The organism is Polaromonas sp. P2_G11 (genome assembly GCF_056403595.1).
The window spans coordinates 1-22,111 of the sequence record NZ_JBFUFE010000001.1 but is presented as its reverse complement, the minus strand read 5'-3'; the positions used below and the strand labels follow the sequence as shown (position 1 = coordinate 22,111).

General features: G+C 61.7%; 18 protein-coding genes and 1 pseudogene. 6 read left to right on the top strand and 13 right to left on the bottom strand.

Annotation, left to right across the window (positions count from 1 at the left end):
• Positions 1-20: 20 nt before the first annotated feature.
• From AC1DWQ_RS00095 to gabT, 11 genes are all read right to left on the bottom strand, one after another.
• Complete coding sequence (locus tag AC1DWQ_RS00095; RefSeq protein ID WP_477667823.1) at positions 21-1,568, bottom strand: tripartite tricarboxylate transporter permease; 1,548 nt, start codon at positions 1,566-1,568, stop codon at positions 21-23.
• Entirely contained in the window at positions 1,568-1,990 is a 423-nt protein-coding gene (locus tag AC1DWQ_RS00090) for a tripartite tricarboxylate transporter TctB family protein (protein ID WP_477668897.1), read from the bottom strand. The genes AC1DWQ_RS00095 and AC1DWQ_RS00090 overlap by 1 nt, the downstream gene beginning before the upstream one ends.
• Positions 1,991-2,255: 265 nt before the next feature.
• On the bottom strand, positions 2,256-3,764 hold the full coding sequence (locus AC1DWQ_RS00085) for a sensor histidine kinase (RefSeq protein ID WP_477667822.1): 1,509 nt from the start codon (positions 3,762-3,764) through the stop codon (positions 2,256-2,258).
• Positions 3,733-4,431 carry a response regulator gene (locus tag AC1DWQ_RS00080; RefSeq protein ID WP_477667821.1) on the bottom strand — a complete coding sequence of 233 codons (699 nt, stop codon included), beginning with the start codon at positions 4,429-4,431 and terminating at the stop codon, positions 3,733-3,735. Before AC1DWQ_RS00080 ends, AC1DWQ_RS00085 begins: the two co-directional genes overlap by 32 nt.
• A gap of 46 nt (positions 4,432-4,477) precedes the next feature.
• Positions 4,478-5,956: an NAD-dependent succinate-semialdehyde dehydrogenase gene (locus tag AC1DWQ_RS00075; RefSeq protein WP_477667820.1), complete on the bottom strand. Its 1,479-nt coding sequence runs from the start codon at positions 5,954-5,956 to the stop codon at positions 4,478-4,480.
• A gap of 149 nt (positions 5,957-6,105) precedes the next feature.
• Positions 6,106-7,209: an ABC transporter substrate-binding protein gene (locus AC1DWQ_RS00070; protein WP_477667819.1), complete on the bottom strand. Its 1,104-nt coding sequence runs from the start codon at positions 7,207-7,209 to the stop codon at positions 6,106-6,108.
• 62 nt (positions 7,210-7,271) lie between these two features.
• A complete protein-coding gene (locus tag AC1DWQ_RS00065) occupies positions 7,272-8,096 on the bottom strand; it encodes an ABC transporter permease (protein WP_477667818.1) in 825 nt (274 codons plus the stop codon).
• A 39-nt stretch (positions 8,097-8,135) separates the two neighbouring features.
• A complete protein-coding gene (locus AC1DWQ_RS00060) occupies positions 8,136-9,389 on the bottom strand; it encodes an ABC transporter permease (RefSeq protein WP_477667817.1) in 1,254 nt (417 codons plus the stop codon).
• Positions 9,390-9,409: 20 nt separating this feature from the next.
• Positions 9,410-10,438 (bottom strand): ABC transporter substrate-binding protein, encoded by a 1,029-nt coding sequence (locus tag AC1DWQ_RS00055; RefSeq protein WP_477667816.1) that lies wholly within the window; start codon positions 10,436-10,438, stop codon positions 9,410-9,412.
• Between the two features lie 67 nt (positions 10,439-10,505).
• Entirely contained in the window at positions 10,506-11,591 is a 1,086-nt protein-coding gene (locus tag AC1DWQ_RS00050) for an ABC transporter ATP-binding protein (RefSeq protein WP_477667815.1), read from the bottom strand.
• Between the two features lie 26 nt (positions 11,592-11,617).
• A complete protein-coding gene (gene gabT, locus AC1DWQ_RS00045; protein ID WP_477667814.1) occupies positions 11,618-12,910 on the bottom strand; it encodes a 4-aminobutyrate--2-oxoglutarate transaminase in 1,293 nt (430 codons plus the stop codon).
• A 190-nt stretch (positions 12,911-13,100) separates the two neighbouring features.
• On the opposite strand from gabT, the gene AC1DWQ_RS00040 reads away from it, so the two are divergent.
• Together AC1DWQ_RS00040 and alaS are read left to right on the top strand one after the other, a co-directional pair.
• On the top strand, positions 13,101-14,516 hold the full coding sequence (locus tag AC1DWQ_RS00040; protein ID WP_477667813.1) for an aminotransferase-like domain-containing protein: 1,416 nt from the start codon (positions 13,101-13,103) through the stop codon (positions 14,514-14,516).
• Between the two features lie 93 nt (positions 14,517-14,609).
• Positions 14,610-17,270: an alanine--tRNA ligase gene (gene alaS / locus AC1DWQ_RS00035; protein ID WP_477667812.1), complete on the top strand. Its 2,661-nt coding sequence runs from the start codon at positions 14,610-14,612 to the stop codon at positions 17,268-17,270.
• A 103-nt stretch (positions 17,271-17,373) separates the two neighbouring features.
• On the opposite strand, the gene egtD is transcribed toward alaS, so the two are convergent.
• Both egtD and AC1DWQ_RS00025 read right to left on the bottom strand, forming a co-directional pair.
• Complete coding sequence (gene egtD, locus AC1DWQ_RS00030) at positions 17,374-18,402, bottom strand: L-histidine N(alpha)-methyltransferase (protein WP_477667811.1); 1,029 nt, start codon at positions 18,400-18,402, stop codon at positions 17,374-17,376.
• A 247-nt stretch (positions 18,403-18,649) separates the two neighbouring features.
• Positions 18,650-19,156 carry an N-acetyltransferase family protein gene (locus AC1DWQ_RS00025; RefSeq protein WP_477667810.1) on the bottom strand — a complete coding sequence of 169 codons (507 nt, stop codon included), beginning with the start codon at positions 19,154-19,156 and terminating at the stop codon, positions 18,650-18,652.
• 147 nt (positions 19,157-19,303) lie between these two features.
• Between AC1DWQ_RS00025 and AC1DWQ_RS00020 the strand changes: the two genes are divergently transcribed.
• The 4 genes and pseudogenes from AC1DWQ_RS00020 to AC1DWQ_RS00005 all read left to right on the top strand — a co-directional run.
• Positions 19,304-19,849, top strand: a complete 546-nt coding sequence (locus AC1DWQ_RS00020; protein WP_477667809.1) for a TlpA disulfide reductase family protein — start codon at positions 19,304-19,306, stop codon at positions 19,847-19,849.
• Positions 19,850-19,991: 142 nt separating this feature from the next.
• Positions 19,992-21,113: a transglutaminase-like domain-containing protein gene (locus AC1DWQ_RS00015; protein ID WP_477667808.1), complete on the top strand. Its 1,122-nt coding sequence runs from the start codon at positions 19,992-19,994 to the stop codon at positions 21,111-21,113.
• Between the two features lie 322 nt (positions 21,114-21,435).
• Positions 21,436-21,768 carry a hypothetical protein gene (locus AC1DWQ_RS00010; RefSeq protein WP_477667807.1) on the top strand — a complete coding sequence of 111 codons (333 nt, stop codon included), beginning with the start codon at positions 21,436-21,438 and terminating at the stop codon, positions 21,766-21,768.
• Positions 21,769-21,856: 88 nt separating this feature from the next.
• Positions 21,857-22,111: pseudogene (locus tag AC1DWQ_RS00005) on the top strand (hypothetical protein); the annotation flags it as partial.

Below are 22,111 nucleotides of genomic sequence, written 5' to 3'. Positions count from 1 at the left end.
GCTTTTGCCTCACGTCGACCTCACTTACCACCGGTTGCGGGTAGCGGCACGGCGGGTGCATTGCCGTCCGAGTGGATGTGATGGTCGGGCGCCTTGATCAGCTTCCGGACAAACACCACGACCTGCCACACGACCAGAGTTCCGATCATGGCCAGCAAGGTTCCGCTGATGGGTCGATTGACGAAGACGCTAAAACTACCCCGGCTGAGAAGCATGGCGCGGCGGAAATTTTCCTCCAGCATGGGTCCCAGAATGAAACCCAGAAGGAGTGGTGCGGCCTCCATCTCCAGGCGCAAAAACAAATAGCCCACCAGACCGAACACGGCTGTGATGTAGATGTCGTCCAGGCTGTTGTTGATGCTGAAGGTGCCGATACAGCAAAAAAACAGGATGGCCGGAAACAGCACGGTGTAGGGAATCTTGAAGACCGACAGCCAGTAGCGCACCAGGGGCACATTGAGGATGACCAGGAAGCAGTTGCCCACCCACATACTGGCCACCAGACCCCAGAACAAGTCGGGGTGGCTGGCGATCATGTTGGGGCCGGGCTGGATCCCCTTGATGACGAAAGCAGCCATCATCAGCGCCATGACGGCATTTTCGGGAATGCCGATGGCCATCAGCGGGATAAAACTGGTGCGTGCGGCGGCCTCGTCGGCGGCGGCCTGCCCGGCCACGCCTTCGATGCAGCCGGTGCCGATCTCATGCTTGTACTTGCTGAACTTCTTGTCGGCGGCATAGGCGGCGAACTGGGCAATCGTGGGGCCGCCGCCGGGCAGTATGCCCAGGATCGAGCCGATGATGCTGCCGCGCAGGGCGCTGGGGATGATGCGCTTGAACTCGGGCCAGGTCGGCATGAGCTTGATCTCGCCGTTGAACGGCGTGAGGACGTTTTTGTTGTCGAGATTTTTCACCACCTCCGCAATACCGAAGCAGCCCAGGGCGATGCTGATCAGGCCAATCCCGTCCATCAGGAACGGCAGGTCCATGGTGTAGCGCGCAGTGCCGCTGTTCACATCGGTCCCCACCATCCCGAGCAGGACGCCGACCATGGCCATGGCCAGGCCGTTGAGCAGGCTGCCGCTGCTGACAAAGCTCACGCAGAAAAACCCCAGCAGCATGAGAGCGCAGTAGTCAGCCGGCCCAAACAGGAAGCCCACTTCACCCAGTGGTTGAGCCAGGGTCGAAAGCACCACAATGGCCACGGTGCCGCCAATGAAGCTGGAAATGCCCGCGGTGAACAGGGCCAGGCCGGTCTTCCCCTTGAGCGTCATCTGGTAGCCGTCTATACAGGCGACGATGCTGCTGGCATGCGGGATCTTCATCGTGATGGCGCTCACGCTGTCGCCATATTGGGCCCCGTAATAAATGCCGGCCAGCATGATGAGTGCTCCGCCGGTGGGAATGGAATAAGTCAGGGGCAGCAGCAGGCTGATGGTCGACAAAGGGCCCAGTCCCGGCAGCAGCCCGATGAGTGTGCCCACCGTGCAGCCAAGAGCGCAATAAAGGAGGTTTTGCCAGGTCAGCGCATGCTCGAAACCCAGCGAGAGGTTATGCAGGATGTCCATCAGTAGAGAGGCAGGCTAAGGCCGAGAAAGTTTTTGAAGGCAAAGGCAACCAGGATCAGACCCACCGAGATCTTGATGTTGCGCACCACGGAATACGACGTACCTGCAAGCGTGGAACAAAACACCAAAAAGATGATGGCCAGAATCATGTTGAGGTAGTGGGAAATCACTGCAAACCCGACGAGGCTCAGCAGAATGAGGGCGATATTTTTGACGCCGTAGTCCAGGGGGACAGGGTCATAGAAGTGCGAGCGCACCACCGTGAGAACGCCAATCACAAACAGCAGGGAGCTCACGATCAGGGGGAACATGCCGGGTCCGGACCGGCTTAATTCGCCTATTGAGTAGTTCAGCGACACCCCGCCAAAGAGCAGGGCGATCGCCATGAGGCACAGGCCCCGCACGAAGTTTCGGTTCTTCATGTTCATAGGGGTTTGCTCCATGGCTGCGCCGCTGCGGGCGTTGTCACAAACGGGGGGTGAGTCATCCGTGTCTCCTTGGTGGTGGCCCTGCCTTTGGCCGGTGCACAAGTTGCAGTCGACTGGGGGCGTTTGGGATGGAGCGGATGTTAGGAAGCGAGGCTTCCAATCGGCTTTCGTTTTACGCAGCCGAACTCAAAATACGTGTTATCACTAACAGGGCCGGTGGCGCCTGCGGCGCTGCCGGCTACGGCTCAGCCGTGTGCGTTCAACCCTGGGGATCGGACGCCAGCGGCAGCCGCAGGATGGCGCGCAAGCCTGAGCCGGAGCCAGCATCGGCCAGCTCGATGTCGCCACCGTTGCGCCTGGCATAGGCGCGTGCGATGGCCATACCGAGCCCTGCGCCGCGCGCGCCTTTTTCCGTCGGGCCGGCCGAATGAAAGCGTTCAAACACTTCTGCGTGCCGCGCTTTGGCTATGCCCGGGCCGTCGTCGCGCACCTCGGCGAGCGCCGCGCCATCGCCGGCGCTCACCTTCACGGTGATGTGCCCACCCGGCGGGGTGTAGACAATGGCGTTGTGCACCAGGTTGGACAGCGCCTCGTGCAGTTCGGCGCCGCGAGCCAGTACCGGGACTGCAGGGTTTTTGTGCAGCGCGTCGGGCACCAGTGCATCTTCAGCCGCGTCCAGGCCCAGGTCCTGGTTTTTCTCATGGGCCAGCGCCAGGTGCTGCAGCACCACGTCCCGCGCGATGCTGTTGAGGTCCACGACGGCAGGCGCGTCTTCGGATGGCGCACCGTCGCTCGCATGGGCCAGCGACAGAAGTTGCTCGCACAGACGCCGGCTGCGCGAGATCTGCACGACCATGGCGCGCAAGGTCGTGTGAAGCAGTTCAGGGTCTTTTTCGCGCAGCGCGACGCCGGCCTGCGTGAGCATGATAGCCAGCGGTGTGCGTAGCTGGTGCGATGCGTCGGCCAGGAACTGCGATTGCTGCTCAAGCAAATCGCGGTAGCTGGCCAGGTGCTGGTTGACGGCGTCGACCAGCGGCGCCACTTCATGCGGCACGTTGGTGGTGTCCAGCGGCTTGAGGTCGCGGCCTTTGTTTTCCAACACGGTTTTGCGCAGGCGCTCCAGCGGCCGCAGGGACCAGGTCACACCCAGCCAGACCAGCAGGATCATCACCAGCACCATGCGGGTGTCGCGTATCAACTCCTGCCGCAGCGTGGCCGCCTGCGCCCGGTCGCGTGGTTCGGTGCTTTCGGCCACCTGGATCAGCAGGTCAAAGGCCTGGCCACGCTCGTCAAGCACTTTGCTTTGAAGCGCCACCACACGCACTGCATGGTCCCGGTAGTCGCTGTCGTACCAGACCACGGGGGAGGCGATGGAAGAGGGCGAGGGGGCCTGCTGCGGCGGTGCAGGCAGGTCGGTTGCGCCTAGCAAGGTCACCTCACTTGCAGAACCCGCCCCTTGCGGCGTCAATCCGATATGCAGGTACTTTTGCAGCGGGCCGGCGGCATCGACCACCGCCTGTACCGCCAATGGCGCGTTCAGGTGCAGCAAGCCGTCCGGACCCACCGACAGACTGCCGCGCAGCACATGGACGGATTCGAGCATGGCCTGGTCGTAAGCGTCCTGCACCTGGCTGCGTAGTGCGCGGTAGTCGTTCCAGCTGTCCAGGGCCAGCAAGCCCAGGATGGCCGGGAGCAGCAGCGTCAACAGGCGTGCGCGTATGCCGAAGCGGTCCGGGTCAGCCCGCAGTATCTTCATGCGCGATGTCATGCGCGATGGCCTCCAGCATGTAGCCCAGGCCGCGCACGGTGACGATGCGCACGTCGCCGCCGTCGAGCTTGCGGCGCAGCCGGTGCAGCACCAGCTCAATGGCGTCAGGGCCTGCATTGCTGTCGGCCGGAAACACCTTGGCCGAGAGTTGCGACTTTTCTACCGGCGAGCCGCTGCGCGCCAGCAGCACCGACAACGCGGCGCCTTCGCGCGGCGTGAGCTGCAGCAGCGTGCCGGCCAATGTGAAGGCGCGGCTGTCGTGGGCGCATGAGAGCGAACCGCACTGCAGCGGCGCGTGCGAGCGTCCCCGGCTGCGCCGAACCAGCGCGGCGATGCGGGCCTCGAGCTCTTCAATCGCAAAGGGTTTGGTCAGGAAGTCGTCAGCGCCGACGTTCAGGCCTTTGACCCGGTCTTGAAGCGAGCCCTGCGCGGTCAGCACCAGCACGGGCGTGCGGTTGCCTGCCTTGCGAATGTCGGCCAGCAGGTTCAGCCCGTGTTTGTCGGGCAGCCGCAGGTCGAGCACGATCGCGTCGTAGTCATTGCCGGCCAACAGCGACTCGGCGGTGCCGGCGTCCGACGCATGGTCGGGCACAAAGCCGCTTTGCTTGAATGCGCGCACCAGCCACGAGGCCATCTCGGCTTCGTCTTCCACAAGCAGCAGGCGCATGGATTCTTCAGTGGTAAGGGCGGTTGCGGATGTGTGGCGGTTCAGCTCAGCGCTGGATGTCCCCGAGGCACAGGTACTTCATCTCGAGGTACTCTTCCATGCCGTGGCGGGAGCCCTCGCGACCCAGGCCCGACTGCTTCACGCCGCCGAAGGGCACGTGTTCGGTCGCGATCACGCCGGCATTGATGCCGACCATGCCGTATTCGAGTGCCTCTGCCACGCGGTAAATGCGGCCGATGTCGCGGCTGTAAAAATAGCTGGCCAGGCCAAATTCGGTGTTGTTGGCGGCATCAATCGCCTCCTGCTCTTTCTGGAAGCGGAACACCGGCGCGAAAGGGCCGAAGGTTTCTTCGCGGGCGCAGAGCATGTCGGCGGTGGCTTCAGAGATCACGGTTGGCTCAAAAAACTGGCCCTTGATCTTGTGGCCGCCCGCGAGCAGCTTACCGCCTTTGGCCATTGCGTCATCCACATGGCGCTGCACCTTGTCGACAGCGGCGTCCTCAATCAGCGGGCCTTGCACCACGCCGTCCTCAAAGCCGTTGCCGACTTTCAGCTGCTTGACCTTGGAGGCGAATTTTTCGACAAACTGGTCGTACACGCCGTCCTGCACATAAATGCGGTTGGCGCAAACGCAGGTCTGGCCGGCGTTTCGGTATTTGCTGGCCATGGCGCCTTCCACGGCCGAGTCCACGTCGGCGTCGTCAAACACAATGAAGGGGGCATTGCCGCCCAGCTCCAGTGCCAGCTTCTTGATTGAAGGCGCGCTCTGGGCCATCAGGATGCGGCCGACTTCGGTGGAGCCGGTGAAGCTGATGTGGCGCACCACGTCGCTGGCGCAGAACACCTTGCCCACGGCAATGCTATTGGCGCTGTCGGCTGTCAGCACGTTGAGCACGCCGGCCGGGATGCCGGCGCGAATGGCCAGTTCGGCGGCGGCCAGGGCCGTCAGCGGTGTGAGCTCGGCCGGCTTGATGACCACGGGGCAGCCGGCGGCGAGAGCCGGGGCGACTTTGCGGGTGATCATGGCGAGCGGGAAGTTCCAGGGCGTGATGGCTGCGCACACGCCGATCGGCTGCTTGATGACCATCAGGCGGCGGTTGTTGTCGAACTGGGGCAGGGTCTCGCCGTTGACGCGCTTGGCTTCCTCGGCAAACCATTCGACAAAACTCGCGCCGTAGGCGATTTCGCCCTTGGCCTCGGCAAAGGGCTTGCCCTGCTCGGCCGTCATGATGCGGCCCAGGTCTTCCTGGTTGGCCATCAGCAGCTGGTACCACTTGAGCAGGATGGCGTGGCGCTCCTTGCCGGTCTTGCTGCGCCATGCGGGCCAGGCCGCGTTGGCCGCGGCAATGGCGGCTTCGGCATCCTGGGCGCCCAGGTTGGCCACATCGGCCAGCTTCAGGCCGGTGGCCGGGTCATTGACATCAAAGCGGGATGAACCGGCGACCCACTGGCCATTGATCAGGGCGTCGGTCTTGAAAATGCTGGGGTCTTTGAGAAGGGAGATGGGAGAAGTTTTCATGTCCATGTGCTGGTGTCCTAAAAACGGGGGGCGTGATGGAAAGCCCGGAACTGCTTTTATTCTGACAGTTTTCGGGTTTCCGGATGAAAGGAGGGAAATGCATGTGTGGGGACCGGTCAGCCCGTGTGGCTCGGCGGCTCTTGCCGGCCGGCAGGCTATTTCATGCGCTGGGCGAACTGTTTTTCCAGCTCGGCCCCGCTACCGCGTGTCCAGAAAGTGGGGTCAAAGGCGAGCGACCGGCGCATGTTGCCGGGCGCCGATGGCAAGTCGCTATTCGCCATGGACAGGTCCGTGACCGGTGCGCTGGCGGCGGGGCGGCTGCGACCGGTGTCGTAGCGCAGGATGGCGTTGAAGTGGGTGGGGCCATAGGGTATTTCGCGCGAAAAGGCCAGCTGCGCTTCTTCCGAGGTGGCGAAACTGACGAAGGCGCGCGCCAGCTCCCGCCTCGGCGAGCCCTTGATGATGACCCAATAGTCCAGTTCATACACGGCGTCCTGCCATGAGATGGCCAGCGGGGTGAGCCGCTCGCGGTTGGCCGCGGCGATGCGGCCATTGAAGGCGGTTGAGAGTGTGGTTTCGCCGGAGGCCAGGCGCTGGGGCGGCTGGGAGCCCGATTCCCACCAGACGATATGGGGCTTGAGCTGCTCAAGCTTGGTGAGAGCACGCTTGACGCCCGCCTCGGTAGCCAGTGTGGTGTACACGTCGCGGCGATGCACCCCGTCGGCCATCAGAGCGATTTCCATGTTGTAGCGCGCACCCTTGCGCAAGCCCCGCTTGCCGGGAAAGCGCTGCACATTCCAGAAATCCTGCCAACTGCGCGGTGTCTCCTTGAACCGGCCTGGGTCGTAGGTCATCACGGTGGACCAGACAAAAGCGCCGACGCCGCAATCCTGCACGGTACCCGGCAGCAGCATGCCGGCATGAGGAATGCTGGCGCGGTCAATGCGCTCGAACAGGCCGGCATCACATCCCGCCTTCAGGTCCGCGGACTCCACTTCAACCACGTCCCATTCGCTCTTGCGTTCGGTCACCATGGTCCGGACGGCCGAGAGCTCTCCTGAGTACTCGACCCCTCGTGCCTCGGTTTTGTAGGCTGCCTTGAAAGGCTGGATGAAAGCCACATCCTGGGCTTTGCCGTTGGCTCCGCCGAAGTTGGCGACGGTCAATCCCTGCATCGGCGCTTGAACAGGCGTCTGGGCTTGTACGGAGAGCGCCAGACCGAGTGTCATCACGAGTGTCTGTGTGTGGGGTGTTTTCATTGAGGCAGCGCTCCGGGTGCTTGAGGGCAGGGGTGTAAGTTTGTAGAGCCCGCTTGGGCTTGTCAGGCCCTGCGGCCGCGCAGCCACTCGAGCAGCAGTAAAAGGGTGGTGGTGAAAAGGATGAGCAAGGTGGCCACTGCCGCGATGGTCGGCGAGATGTTTTCCCGGATGCCGGTGAACATCTGCCTCGGCAGCGTGGCCTGGTCCGCGCCTGCCAGAAACAGCGTGACCACCACCTCATCAAACGAGGTGGCAAATGCAAACAGCGCGCCCGAGATGACACCCGGAGCGATGACGGGCAGGGTGATTCTGAAAAACGTCCGCAACGGGGTCTCGCCAAGGCTGAGCGACGCGCGCACCAGGTTGTGGTTAAAGCCTGCGAGCGTTGCGAGCACGGTGGTCAGCACAAAAGGCGCACCCAGCGCGGCATGCACCACGATCAGCCCGAAGTAGCTGTCGGCAAGGCCCAGCGGGGCGAAATACAGGTAGGTGGCCACGCCGACAACGACGATGGGGACAACCATAGGCGCGATGAGGATGCCCATGAGAAGGCTCTTGAACCGGAAGTTGGTTCTGGACAGGCCGACAGCTGCCAAAGTACCCAGCGCGGTGGCGATCAGTGTTGCAGCGGGGGCCACGATGAAACTGTTTTTGGCAGCCCTGGCCCATTCAGGCGAATCCAGCAGGTTGCGATACCACTTCAGCGACCAGCCCGGGATGGGGTAACTCAGAAAGGAGCTGTCGGAGAAAGACAGCGGCACCATGACCAGGATGGGCGCCAGCAAAAAAGCCAGAATGGCAACGCAGGCGGCGCGCACCAGCCACCAGCCGGCCTTGTCTGCCAGGGTGGCATAGCGGGGAAAGGCGGGCCCTTTGATTTTGAGCATGATGAATTGGCGTCTGCGTCTGTAAAAGAAAATGGGATGTCAACCGATGCTGAGTTCGGCCTTGCCGATGCGCCGGTAAACGCTGTAAAGAACCATGGTGGCCGTCAGCAACACCGCACCCAGCGCACAGGCCATGCCCCAATTGACTTCGACGTTGGTGTAGCGGGCGATGTAGTAGCTCAGCATCTGGTCATCCGCACCGCCGAGCAGGGCGGGGGTGACGTAATAGCCGATCGACAGGATGAACACCAGCAACGCGCCTGCGCTGATGCCGGGATAGGTCTGCGGCACATACACCCGAAAGAAGGCAGACAGGGGTGCGCTGCCCAGCGACACAGCGGCCCGCACGTAGGTTGCCGGCACATTCTTCATCACGCTGTAAAGCGGCAGGATCATGAAGGGCAGCAGGATGTGCACCATGGCAATCACCACGCCTGCGCGGTTGAACAGCAGCGGCAGGGGGCTGTCTATGAGGCCGATACCCATCAGCCCCCGGTTGACCAGGCCTTCTGATTGCAGCAGGACGATCCAGGCCGCCACGCGCACCAGAATCGATGTCCAGAAAGGCACCAGCACCAGGATCATCAGCAGGTTGGCCTTGCGCGCCGGCAACGAGGCCAGCCACCAGGCCAAGGGGTAGCCCAGCGCCAGGCAAAAAACGGTGACCAGAAAACTGATCTGAAAGGTGCGCAGCAAAATGGCGCCGAAAGCGCGCTGGTCCGGCGGCATGCGTTCCACCTCGCCCTTGCTGTCGCGTCGCAAGTCCACCGATGCCAGCAGATAGTCGGGCGTCCAGCGGGAACTGTTTTTGGCAATCGCTTGCCAGAAGAGGGGCTCTGCCCAGCGTGGGTCGAGCTGGAGCAGCCTGGCCTGTATTTCTTCAGGCGAGCCCGTGACAGGCAGCGCGCGATAGGTCCCCATGACAAGGGAGCGCGCACCCGGCACTTCGGAGTTGAGGCGACGTGCCAGTGCGCCGGCATCCGAACTGTCAGAAAGATGGCCCAGGTCTTCCACCAGTGCTGCGTAACTTGCAGGGCTGGGGGGTGTCTGGGCGTTCCAGTCCTTGAGGCTTTGCGCCGTCCGGGGCAGCGCCCTCGCCACCTCCGGATTTTCAACGGCGCGTTGCAACAGGGCCGCAATCGGCACCAGCAAGGTCAGCAGCAAAAACACCAGCAAGGGCACTGTGAGTGCAAAGGCGCGCCATTTTCGACGAGCGTCTGCGCGCGACAGCGCCTGACGCAATGTGACGGCGTCATTGCCCTCAAGGGCGCCCTGGCTGGTGATGCTGCTCATGGGGTGCTTGCTCCGTCGGCTTATTGCGTGGCCCAGGCGGCAAAGCGTTTTTCAAGCGCCTCGCCCTGGTCGGCCCAGAAACCAACATTCATCTGGATGGCTTCTTTGGCATTGGCCGGCGACGTTGGCAGATCGTCCAGCACCTTCTTGTCGAGCTTGGCCAAAGCCTGGTTGTTGACGGGGCCGTAGGCAATGTTCTGGGCATAGACGGCCTGGGTGGCGGGCTGGCTGGCAAAGGCGATGAATTTCATCGATGCGTCCTTGTTGGGTGCGCCTTTGGGAATGACCCAATAGTCCAGGTCGTAGATGCCGCCGGGCCAGTAGATCTTCAGGTTGCGGCCTTCACGGTTGGCGGCGTCGATGCGGCCGTTGTAAACGGTGCTGAGGGCGACGTCACCGGCCACGAGGAACTGGGCGGGCTGGGCGCCGGCTTCCCACCACTGGATGTTGGGCTTGAGTTCTGTGAGCTTGCGAAATGCGCGGTCGGCCCCGTCTTTGGTGGCCAGGACCTTGTAGACGTCGGCCGGCTTGACGCCATCGGCCATCAATGCGAACTCGAGGTTGTAGCGGGCGCCCTTGCGCATGCCGCGCTTGCCCGGGATTTTCTTGACGTCCCAGAAGTCGGCCCAGCTCGTGGGGGCGGTTTTAACCTTATCAGCGTTCCAGGCCATCACGGTGGACCACACAAAAACGCCTACACCGCATTCCTTGACCGCTGCGGGCAAGAAGTCTGCCTTGGGGCCGATCTTGCTGAAGTCGATTTTTTCAAACAATCCTTCATCGCAACCGCGCTGCACATCGGGCGCTTCGACCTCGACCACATCCCAGGTGACTTTTTTCGTCTCGACCATGGCTTTGATCTTGGCCTGCTCGCCGTTGTATTCCACGGCAACAACTTTGGTACCTGCTTTTTCGAAGGGCTCGTAGTAGGCCTTTTTCTGCGCATTGGCATTGGCGCCGCCGAAGTTGACGACAGTGATCTGCTGCTGCGCGAACGCGGGTACGGCCAGGCACGAAGCCATGGCAAGGGCAATGATGTTTTTCTTCATGGTGCTATTTCCTCGGTGGTTGATAAAGGCAGAAGGGAACGTTGAAAATGGTGAAAAGAGAAAGCGGTTACACCGCATAAATCCGCGTAAATTCGGGCGGAAATTCGAGGTGCACCGCTTCGCCCGGTTGCGGCGGCGGCTGGCCGTTCAACAGGGTGAGCGGCAGCTTGACTGTCGCTTCCGGCTGGCCGGCGCCGATGTCGCACAACAGCCGCAGGTGGTCGCCGAAATAGATGATGCGAGCCACGCGGGCCGGTAGCACGCCGGCAGATGAAGCCGGTACCTGGCGGTGCAGCACAATGCGCTCCGGCCGGATATAGGCTTCGACCTGCGCGCCATCAGCCGCCTGATTCACGTTGGTGCCGCCCAGAACGCGGCCATCCGGCAATTCGATGCCTGTGGCATTTCCCTTGCCTTTGAGTACCGTGCTGTCTCCGACGAAACCGGCAACAAAACGGTTGGAGGGCGTTTCATACAGCGCCTCTACAGGCGCCAGCTGCTGGATCGCGCCGTCGTTGAAAACAGCTACTCGGTCGCTCATCGTCAAGGCTTCCCCCTGGTCGTGCGTGACATAGACAAACGTGACGCCTAGCTGCTTGTGCAACTCCTTCAGCTCGATCTGCATGTGCTCGCGCAGCTGCTTGTCGAGTGCGCCCAGCGGTTCGTCCATCAACACCAGCTGGGGCTCGAACACCAGGGCCCGTGCCAGGGCAACGCGCTGCTGCTGGCCACCCGACAGCTGCCCGGGCAGGCGGTCCGACATGCCCGACAGGCGAACCATATCGAGCGCACGCTGTACGCGGCTGGCCTGGTCGCTTTTTGACACCTTGCGCACCGTGAGCGGATAGGCCACGTTCTGGCCCACCGTGAGATGCGGAAACAGCGCATAGTTCTGGAACACCATGCCGAAGTTGCGTTTGTGCGGCGGTGTGCCGGTGATTTGCGAGCCGTTGAGGAAAATTTCCCCGGCGGTCGGCGACTCAAAGCCGGCCAGCATCATCAGCGTGGTGGTTTTCCCCGAGCCGGAGGGGCCGAGCAGGCTCAGGAATTCCCCGCGATGAATGTCGAGGTCGAGTTGCTGCACGACAAGCTGTTCGCCGTCATAGGTTTTCTGCACGCCTGAGAAGCGCACAAGGACATCGTTATCAGTCATCGTTTTTCCTGAGCTGTCCACGGAGATCAGCGCGATGCGGCGAGGCTGTCGGCCAGGATTTGCAGGCCCTCGTCCAGCAAGGCGTCTGACGCCGTGAGGGGAACCAGAATCCTGATCACGTTACCGTAGGTGCCGCATGAGAGCAATATCAATCCGCGCCGGGCGGCTTCGGCCACCACGCGTTTGGTCAGCGCCGCATCGGGACGGGCTGGGTTGCCGTTTTCAAAAAGCTCTATGGCCACCATGGCGCCAAGGCCCCGCACGTCGCCGATAGAGGTTTCTTTTTTCGCAATGGCGTGCAGGCCTTTGACCAGATGGGCGCCCAGCGTTTTGCTGCGCGCCAGGAGTTTTTCTTTCTCAAAGGCCTTGAGCACGGCCAGCGCTGCCGCACAACCGATGGGGCTGCCGGCGTAGGTGCCGCCCAGGCCGCCCGGGCCGGGTGCATCCATGACCTCGGCGCGGCCGACCAGGCCTGATATGGGAAAGCCACCCGCCATGGACTTGGCGATGGCGATCAGGTCGGGCGCCACGGGCCACTGTTCACTGGCATACCAGGTGCCTGTGCGCCCGGCGCCGGTCTGGACTTCGTCTGCGATCAGCAAAATGCCGTGCCGGTCGGCAAGCGCCTTCAGGCGGCTGATGAACTCCGGCGGAGCGATGTAGAAACCCCCCTCACCCTGCACCGGTTCGATGATGAAGGCTGCCACGCGCTCGGGTTCGACGTCGTTTTTGAGAATCTGTTCAACCGAGTGCAACGCCTGGTCGATGCTCACGCCGTGCAGCGCGTTGGGGTATTCGGCATGGAACACTTCGCCGGGAAAGGGGCCGAACCCCAGCTTGTAGGGCGCCACCTTGCCGGTCATGCCCAGTGTCATGTTGGTCCGGCCGTGGTAGCCGCCGGTAAAGGCAATGATGCCGGGGCGCTTGGTGTAAGACCGCGCCACCTTGACCGCGTTCTCGACCGCTTCGGCGCCTGTGGTCAGCAGCAGGGTCTTTTTGGCGAAATTTCCGGGTGCCAGTGCATTGAGCTTCTCGGCCAGTTCAACGTAAGGCTCATAAGCGACGACCTGAAAGCAGGTGTGCGTGTAGAGGTCGAGCTGGGCCTTGACGGCGGCAATGACTTCGGTATGCAGGTGGCCGGTGTTGAGCACGGCGATGCCGCCGGCGAAGTCGATATAGCGGCGGCCTTCAACGTCCCATAGTTCGGCGTTTTTTGCCCGGCTAACGAAAATTTCGTGGGCTTGGCCTACGCCGCGTGTCACGGCGGCTTGGCGGCGGGCCATCAGGGCGGCGTTGCTGGAAGTCTGGTTTGGCTGCATGGTGAAGGTGATTTCTGGAATTCTGGATTGAGGAAGGAGATGAGCGGACTTTAGAAGTCGGGGCAAGGGCCGTCCATGTACACCGCCGCGCTGTTTTCGACACACTGTGCGGGTCTAGAATCCTGTACATGGATTCCCCAACCCGGTGCATGGGCATTGCGATGCACAATCTGCCCTTTTTGGTTTTTTGATGCTCACACTTCGCCCGGAACTGCAGACCCCCCTGGTGAGCCAGATCGTTGACGGCCTGCGCGGGATGATTGCCGGGCAAGCGCTGAAACCGGGCGTCAAGCTGCCGTCCATCCGCGGTTTTGCCGCCATGCACGGCGTCAGCGTCTTCACGGTGGTAGAGGCGTACGACCGCCTTGTGGCCCAGGGGTGGCTCGTTTCCCGGGCCAATGCCGGGTTTTTCGTCAAGCGCAGGGGCGATGATGGTGCATCGGGTGTGCCGTACGCGCAGCCCCCGCAACCTAAATTTGACGCCCGCTGGTACCTCAAGCAGATTTTTGAAAACCGCAACCTGCCGATGAAGCCCGGTTGTGGCTGGTTGCCGCACGATTTCCTGTTCGGGGACGCACTCCGCCGCAGCATGCGGCACCTGTCGGTGGACGGTTCCTCTCTTGAGGGTTACGGCCTGCCTTATGGACATATGGCCCTGCGCATGGTCATTGCGGAGGCGCTGGCCGAAAACCAGATATCGGTCGAGGTCGACCAGGTGCTGCTGACGCAAGGCTCCAGCCAGGCGCTGGACCTGGTGGCCCGGCAACTGGTCAAACCGGGCGACACCGTGCTGGTCGATAGCCCCGGTTATCCCAACCTGATGTTCATGCTGCGCTTTCTGGGCGCCAACCTTGTGGGGGTGCCGCGCACCCCTACCGGGTACGACCTGGCCGCGCTGGAGGCGCTGCTGGCCGAGCACAAGCCCAAGGCCTTCTTCACCCAACCCCGTTTGCAAAGCCCGACGTGTTCGATTGCGTCCGCGGCCCATCTGCACCGCTTGCTGCAACTGGCCGAGACGCACGACTTCACGCTGGTGGAAAACGATATTTACGCCGACATGGACCCGGTCTCGCGGTCCACGCTGGCCAGCCTGGACCAGCTGCAGCGCGTGGTCTACATCGGCAGCTATTCCAAAACAATTTCCCCCAATTTGCGCGTGGGCTACCTGCTGGCGCGAGGCGAGCTGATCGAGGACCTGGCCCAGCTCAAGATGATTTCGGGCCTTACCTCGTCCGATATCGCCGAACGGCTGACTTTCGGGGTGGTCACCGACGGCCGCTGGCGCAAGCACCTCAAGTCGCTTCGGGAGAAGCTGGCTGCAGCGCACCGCAAGACCGAAAAGAACCTGACCGGACTGGGGTTTGAGCTTTTCCATGAGCCAGGGGCCGGCATGTACCTCTGGGCCCGGCACCCGGACCTTCCCGATGGGGCCGTCCTGTCCAAAGAGGCTACGCCCGAGGGCATCATGCTGGGCCCGGGACAATTGTTTCTGCTGGAGCCCCATCCGACGGGTTGGCTCCGTTTTAACGTGGCTTTCAGCGACGATGAGCGCATATGGCGCTTTTTGTCCCACCGCATTGATCTGGGCCGGCAGACAGCCCAATAAAGCGGGGGCATCCCCCTCAAACCTATAATCAAAGGCTTAGCCCAAGCGGGTGAGCCCGAGGGCGCCGCCTTGCCAAAACCACTATTGCAGACCATGAGCCATCCCACCTCCACGACAGCCCCCACGTCAGCTTCAACGCCTGTATTCACCGTCTCGGACATTCGCAAGACATTTCTTGATTTCTTTGCGTCCAAGGGCCACACCGTGGTGTCGTCCAGCTCGCTGGTGCCGGGCAATGACCCGACGCTGATGTTCACAAACTCGGGCATGGTGCAGTTCAAGGATGTGTTCCTGGGCACCGACAAGCGGCCTTATGTGCGTGCAGCCTCGGTACAGGCATGTCTGCGCGCCGGCGGCAAGCACAACGACCTGGAGAACGTGGGCTACACCGCGCGCCACCACACCTTTTTCGAGATGCTGGGCAACTGGAGCTTCGGCGACTACTTCAAGCGCGAGTCGCTCAAGTGGGCCTGGGAATTGTTGACCGAGGTCTACAAGCTGCCGCCCGAGCGCCTGCTGGCCACGGTGTATGAAGAAGACGACGAGGCCTACGACATCTGGACCAAAGAGATTGGCCTGCCGCCAGAGCGCGTCATTCGCATCGGCGACAACAAGGGTGGCCGCTACAAATCCGACAACTTCTGGATGATGGCCGACACCGGCCCCTGCGGCCCGTGCAGCGAAATCTTCTACGACCACGGCGACCACATCCCCGGCGGCCCGCCCGGCAGCCCCGATGAAGACGGCGACCGCTTCATCGAAATCTGGAATAACGTGTTCATGCAGTTCGACATGGCCGCCGACGGCAGCGTCACCAAACTGCCCGCGCCCTGCGTGGATACCGGCATGGGCCTGGAGCGCCTGGCCGCCATCCTGCAGCATGTGCACAGCAACTATGAAATCGACATCTTTGCCGAGCTGATCAAGGCGGCATCGCGCGAGACCGGCGAAAAAGACCTGGGCAACAAGAGCCTGTTTGTCATTGCCGACCACATCCGCGCCACAGCGTTCCTGGTGAGTGACGGCGTCAACCCGTCCAATGAAGGCCGCGGTTATGTGCAGCGCCGCATCATCCGCCGCGCGATCCGCCACGGCTACAAGCTGGGCAAGAAGACACCGTTCTTCCACAAGCTGGTGGCTGATCTGGCTCGCCTGATGGGCGATGCCTATCCCAAGCTCAAGACCGACGAAGCCCGCATCACGTCCGTGCTGAAAGCTGAAGAAGAACGCTTCTTCGAAACGCTGGAAATCGGCATGACGATTCTGGACACCGCTTTGGCTGGTGGTGCCAAGGTGCTGCCGGGTGACGTGGCCTTCAAGCTGCACGACACCTACGGCTTCCCGCTGGACTTGTCGGCCGACGTGTGCCGCGAACGCGGTGTGGAAGTTGATGAAGCCGGCTTCAAGGCGGCCATGGACAAGCAGAAGAACCAGGCACGCGCCGCCGGCAAGTTCAAGATGGACCGTGCGCTGGAATATTCCGGCGAAGGCCACGCTTTCACCGGCTACGAATTGCTCGAAGAGCCCGCCAAAGTCGTCGCGCTGTATGCCGACGGTGTGGCCGTGCAGGCACTCAATGCAGGCCAAAGCGGCGTGGTGGTGCTGAGCACGACACCGTTCTACGCCGAAAGCGGCGGCCAGGTCGGTGACCAGGGCCGGCTCACGGCTGCCGGCTCCACCTTCACGGTGGACGATACGCTCAAGATCAAGGCCGATGTGTTCGGCCACCATGGCACGCAGGAAGAGGGTACGCTGAAAGTCGGCGACACCGTGACCGCGCAGGTCAACACCGCGCTGCGCGCCGCAACCGTGCGCAACCACAGCGCCACCCACCTGATGCACAAGGCCCTGCGTGAAGTGCTGGGTGATCACGTGCAGCAAAAGGGTTCACTCGTGAATGCCGAGCGCACGCGTTTTGACTTTGCGCATAACGCGCCTGTTACTGACGCGCAGATCCGCGAGATCGAGGCGCGCGTCAATGCCGAAATTTTGTCCAACGTGGCCACCGATGCCAGCGTGATGGCCATGGAAGATGCCCAGAAGTCCGGCGCGATGATGCTCTTCGGTGAAAAGTACGGTGAGACCGTGCGCGTGCTGACGATTGGCTCCAGCAAGGAGCTCTGTGGTGGTGTTCACGTCAAACGCACCGGTGATATCGGCCTGTTCAAGATCGTGGCCGAGAGCGGTGTGGCGGCGGGCGTGCGACGTGTGGAAGCCGTCACCGGCGAAAACGCGCTGGCCTACTTGCAGACGCTCGAATCCACGGTAGAAGCCGCGGCCGGCTCGCTCAAGGCCAGCCCGTCCGAGTTGCAGGGCCGCATCAGCCAGGTGCTGGACCAGGTCAAATCGCTGGAGAAAGAAATCGCCGCGCTCAAAGGCAAACTGGCTTCGTCACAAGGCGACGAGCTGGTCACGCAGGCTGTCGACGTCAAGGGCCTTAAGGTGCTGGCCGCGAAGCTGGAAGGCGCCGATGCCAAGACGCTGCGCGACACCATGGACAAGCTGAAAGACAAGCTCAAGACCGCCGTCATCGTGCTGGCCGCCGTCGATGGCGACAAGGTGCAGATCGCCGCGGGCGTGACCGCCGACAGCGTGGGCAAGGTCAAGGCCGGTGAACTGGTGAACTTTGTGGCCCAGCAGGTGGGCGGCAAGGGCGGAGGCAAGGCCGACATGGCCATGGCCGGCGGCACCGATGCGTCCAAGCTCGGTGATGCACTGAAGTCGGTGCAGGCCTGGGTGACCGAGCGCGCCTGAGGCGGTCCGTCAAAGCGCTATTAATTTGATAGCTGCTCGCGCAAGGTAGTAAAGGGCTGGAGGCCAATTTCGTTCAAGAAATTGGCCTTTTTTCATTGCTTTTTCACTCAATAGCGGCCCAGAACACCGCAAACCAGCTTTGCGGGTCGGTCCAGTAGCGAACCTGCCCGAATCCGGCCTGCCGCAGCAGCGCCGTCATGCTTTCCAAGGTGTACTTGTAAGAGCATTCGGTGTGGATGCGCTCGCCGGCGCCAAAGCGCCGCGCATGCCCAGGCCAGCGCACCGTAAGGTCCGACAAGGCTTCCAGGTGCATTTCGATGCGCGACTCCGCGGCATTGAAGAGCGCCACATGGTGCCACTGGCGAACATCAAAATCCGCCTGCAGGAGCTCGTTGACGTTGAGCAGCAGGTTTTTGTTGAAGGCAGCGGTCACGCCCAGCGCGTCGTCATAAGCCGCTTCCAGCCGTGCGGTGTCCTTCACCAGGTCAATGCCCAGCAGCAGGCCGCGCGCCTTGCCTTGCGCCGGGTCGGCGATGTGCTGCAAGAACCGCAGGGCCTGCGCCGGATGAAAGTTGCCCAGGCTGGAGCCGGGGTAGAAAAACACCCGTTCCTGGCTTTGCACTTCGCGTGGCAATACCAGGCCGGACGAAAAATCCATGCCCAGGCCGACGATGTCGAGCGCGGGGAAGCTGTTTTGCACCTGCGCGGCGGCATCGCGCAAAAATTCCACCGAGATGTCGACCGGCACATATTGCCGCGGCTGAAGATGCGGAATGAGCGCTGCAGCTTTGGCGCAATTGCCGGCGCCCAGGTCGATCAGGCAGGCGTTGTGGATTCCGTTCGCGCTCAGCGTGGCGGCAATCTGCGGGTAGGAGGCCGCAAATATGGCGGCCTCGGTGCGGGTTGGATAGTACTCATCCAGGCCCGTGATCGCCTCGAAAAGTTTCGAGCCTAACTCGTTGTAAAAGAATTTGGGGCCGATGGTGGCCGTGGGTTCAAGCAAACCCTCTTCCAGCTCCTGCGCCACATTTTGGGTCTGGCCCGATTGCGACTCGTTGTAGAGGTTAATGAACTGCGGCGATGCCGTTGGCAGGGCCTCAGCCAGGCCGGGAAATTTGAGGGGCAGGTTCACGTTGGGTCAGCCAGTTAAGTGATATCGACAGATTTAAAAGCAGATAGCGAAACGCCTTTGTAGGACTGAACCGCTTTGGGCGCAAGCGGCGCCGGCCAAATGCTGTCCTATATAGGGTTCTTTTTTGGATCGCCCGCTGGGCTGAGCGCGGTCAATCGCCGCTATCTGTACTTCCTGTGTCACTTGGTCGCTGAATGCTGCCATTTCTTACAAAAAGCCGGGTCTGCACCGATATTGCACGACCGGCTCAGGGCGTTGGCTGAACCTGGCTTGTGTCCCCCAGAGCGAAGTGCTGCAAGGTGTCACCGGCCATGCGGTAGCGCACCCATTCAGCTTGCGGCCTGGCGCCCAGCGACTGGTAAAACTGGATGGCCGGCTCGTTCCAGTCCAGCACGCTCCATTCGAGCCGCCCGCAGCCGCCGTCAAGGGCCAGCCGGGCCAGGTGGCGCAACAGCCGCTTGCCGGCGCCGCTACCCCGGTGTTGGGGCGATACGTACAAATCCTCCAGGTACATGCCTTTGCGTCCCAGCCAGGTGGAGTAGCTGAGGAAGTACACCGCAAAGCCCACTGGCTGGCCGTCTATCTCGCAGATGAGGGCGCGGGCAGGCGCCTCGGCCTCAAACAGGCTGCGCTCTATGTCTGCGACGCCCGCGATGACCTCGTGCTCAGCTTTTTCATAGATGGCCAGTTCAACGATGAAGGCGTGAATCACTGCGGCGTCGCCGGTTTGGGCATTCCGGATATGGATGTTCATGAAGTTCCTGTGATTTGTGTGAAGGCGCCGGCTGGCGCATGCAGCGGATGCTATACGGTCCCTAAAATGCAGGCAGTGCATGTTCTTGCCGCGATAGAAGTCGTCCATCCCATCTACCCCTCAACCTGCGTACCAACACCAGGGCCCATGCCGACCCCGTTTATTTCCCGCCGCCATTTCCTGCTGCAGACAGTCGTCGCCGGCTCAGGGGCGGCCGTGCTTCCCGCAATGTCGCAGGGGCTGACCGGCCCGGCTTATGAAGTGGCTCCCTGGGCCGGTCCATTGGCAGCGTTCTCGCTGGTGGACACAACCGGAAAGACCTGGCGCCCGGCTGATTTGCGCGGCCGTGCCGTGCTGTTGAATTTCTGGGCCAGCTGGTGCGAGCCCTGCCGCGCGGAAATGCCGACGCTGCAGCAGATTGCCGACCTCTACGGCGACGACAAACTGCTGGTGTTGGCCATCAATTTCAAGGAGCCGGCGGCGCGTGCGCTGCAGTTCGCCAAGACCACCGGGGTAACACTGCCGGTGCTGCTGGACCTGGATGGCAAAGTTGCCCGGGGCTGGGGTGTGAAGGTTTTTCCGACAACCTTGATGATTGACCGCAGCGGCCGGCCGCGCCAGCGCGTGACAGGCGAGGTCGACTGGACCAGCCCGGCCGCCGAAAAACTGATTGCCGGCTTGCTCAAGCCCTGAATCTGTCTCGGCACGGCACCGGCGATAATCCAGGGCCAGCCCTTGCGCTGCCTTTGCGGGCTGTGTGGGCTGTCAGACATCCCGGAGCATCTTTACCTGCCCCGGTGCACGTCGCACTCACACCCACCCGGAGATACCTTTCATGTCGACCGTACGCCGCACTTTCCTCAAGAACACCGCCGCCGCCGCCGTGGCTGCTGCATTGCCAACCATCAACTTTGCCCAGACGCCCGCCGCCGCGCCCAGCCGCAGCAACTTTGCACCCCAAAGCGGCGCCTGGCGAACTTTCGACGTGACCACGCGTGTGGACATCGCCAAACCCCAAGGCGTGACCAAGGTGTGGCTGCCGATCCCCTCGGTCAACAGCGACTACCAGCACTCGCTGGAAAACGGCTTTTCGAGCAACGGCACCGCCAAGCTCATGCGGGACGGTCAGGACGGCGCGAAGATGCTGTATGTGGAGTTTGCGGCCACTGAAACAAAGCCCTATGTGGAGCTGACCAGCCGCGTGCAGACGCAAGGCCGTGCCATGGACTGGTCACAGAAAACCGCCCCAGCCGAAAGCGCCGACACGCTGCGTTACTTCACGCGTCCCACAGTCCTCATCCCGACCGACGGCATTGTGCGCAAGACAGCGCTGGCCGCCACCCAGGGTGCCAAAACCGATGTCGAAAAGGCGCAAAAACTCTACGACTGGATCGTGGCCAACACCTACCGCGAACCCAAGGTACGCGGTTGCGGCGAAGGCGACATCAAGACCATGCTGGAAACCGGCAACCTGGGCGGCAAGTGCGCCGACCTGAATGCGCTGTTCGTGGGCCTGTGCCGCTCGGTGGGCCTGCCGGCACGTGACGTGTACGGCATTCGCCTGGTGCCTTCAGCCTTTGGCTATAAGGAGCTCTCGGGCAATCCGACCAGCCTGAAGGGCGCGCAGCATTGCCGCTCGGAGGTCTACCTCAAGGGCTACGGCTGGGTGGCGATGGACCCTGCCGACGTGGCCAAGGTCATGCGCCTGGAAACGGCCGAATGGATCAAGACCACCGCCAACCCGGTGGTGGCTCCTGTGAACAAGGCGCTGTTTGGCGGCTGGGAAGGCAACTGGATGGCCTACAACACTGCGCATGATGTCACGCTGCCCAAGGCCAGCGGCGAGAAGCTCGGCTTCTTCATGTACCCCGTGGCTGAAAATGCGGCCGGCCGTTTTGACTCCTACGCACCGGATGATTTCAAGTATCAAATCACTGCAAAAGAGGTCAGGGCCTGAGCATCACGCGGCGTGCAGCCTTAAAAGGGTTGAAGATGCAGGAAACAATGGGACTGCGGAGCCGGCGGTTTTAAGGACGGCTTGCTCAGAGCGCTTTCATCGTTTGGATCATGTCGTCAACTTGCTCAATGCAAAAAGCTGGGTGAAACTGGACGGAAAATTTGCGGGGTTTCACGGAATTTTTATAACTGTATAAATTTACTGTGTGTGGGCTTGAAACCCAGCATGCAAGCGGCTTACAGGAGTTTTAGATGTCCAGATTAGATTGCAAGCGCCAGGTTATATCGCAGGTTTTGCGGCATACATTACGTTAGATTTTCAAATGTACGCGCTCACGGTTTTAGTATTTCTGGTCCTGCCTGTTGGTATGGCGTCATTTCTTCTCTGGCGCGCCTATCAGATGGGAGTCAAAGGCCGCGTTGAACTTACACATCAATGGATTGCGCGCCCGCCTGAAGGCATTGAAGCATTTGCGCGATGGTTTGCTTGGCGCGACTTAACGTTTGGAGCGGGCCTGTTGGCTTGCCTGATGCTGCTACTGGCTTTGCCCCAATACTTTGCCGCTTGGATACCTCTCATGGCACTATTCGGTTTCATACATCAAGGATTCACTGGCCATGCACTTCACAAGCTCAGGAAAAGAAATTCAATCTAACAGGGTGCTCGTCGCGGACAAGCAGCGTCAGAATGCCGCTTCGCGGCGCATGCTGCGTGCCGGGCAGCGCCAACGTTAAACGGCAGGCATGGCGGCATTCAAGCATCACAGCGCTTTCCCAAAGGAAAAGGACATTCAAGGGCGCCTGTACCCGCATGTCTGCTTTCATTGTAAGAAGTCTTTTAAAAAGCCCATTAGTGAGGCACCAAGGCTTTGCCCGCAGTGCACAGGCGAAATGGTGAGGCTCAGTCGCAAATTCTCAGCACCTGCCGCAGTTGACACTCTTCAATGGAAAAAGGTGCAGCTTTTGGTGGAGCACGGCTTTCTATTTCAGTCGGTTTAT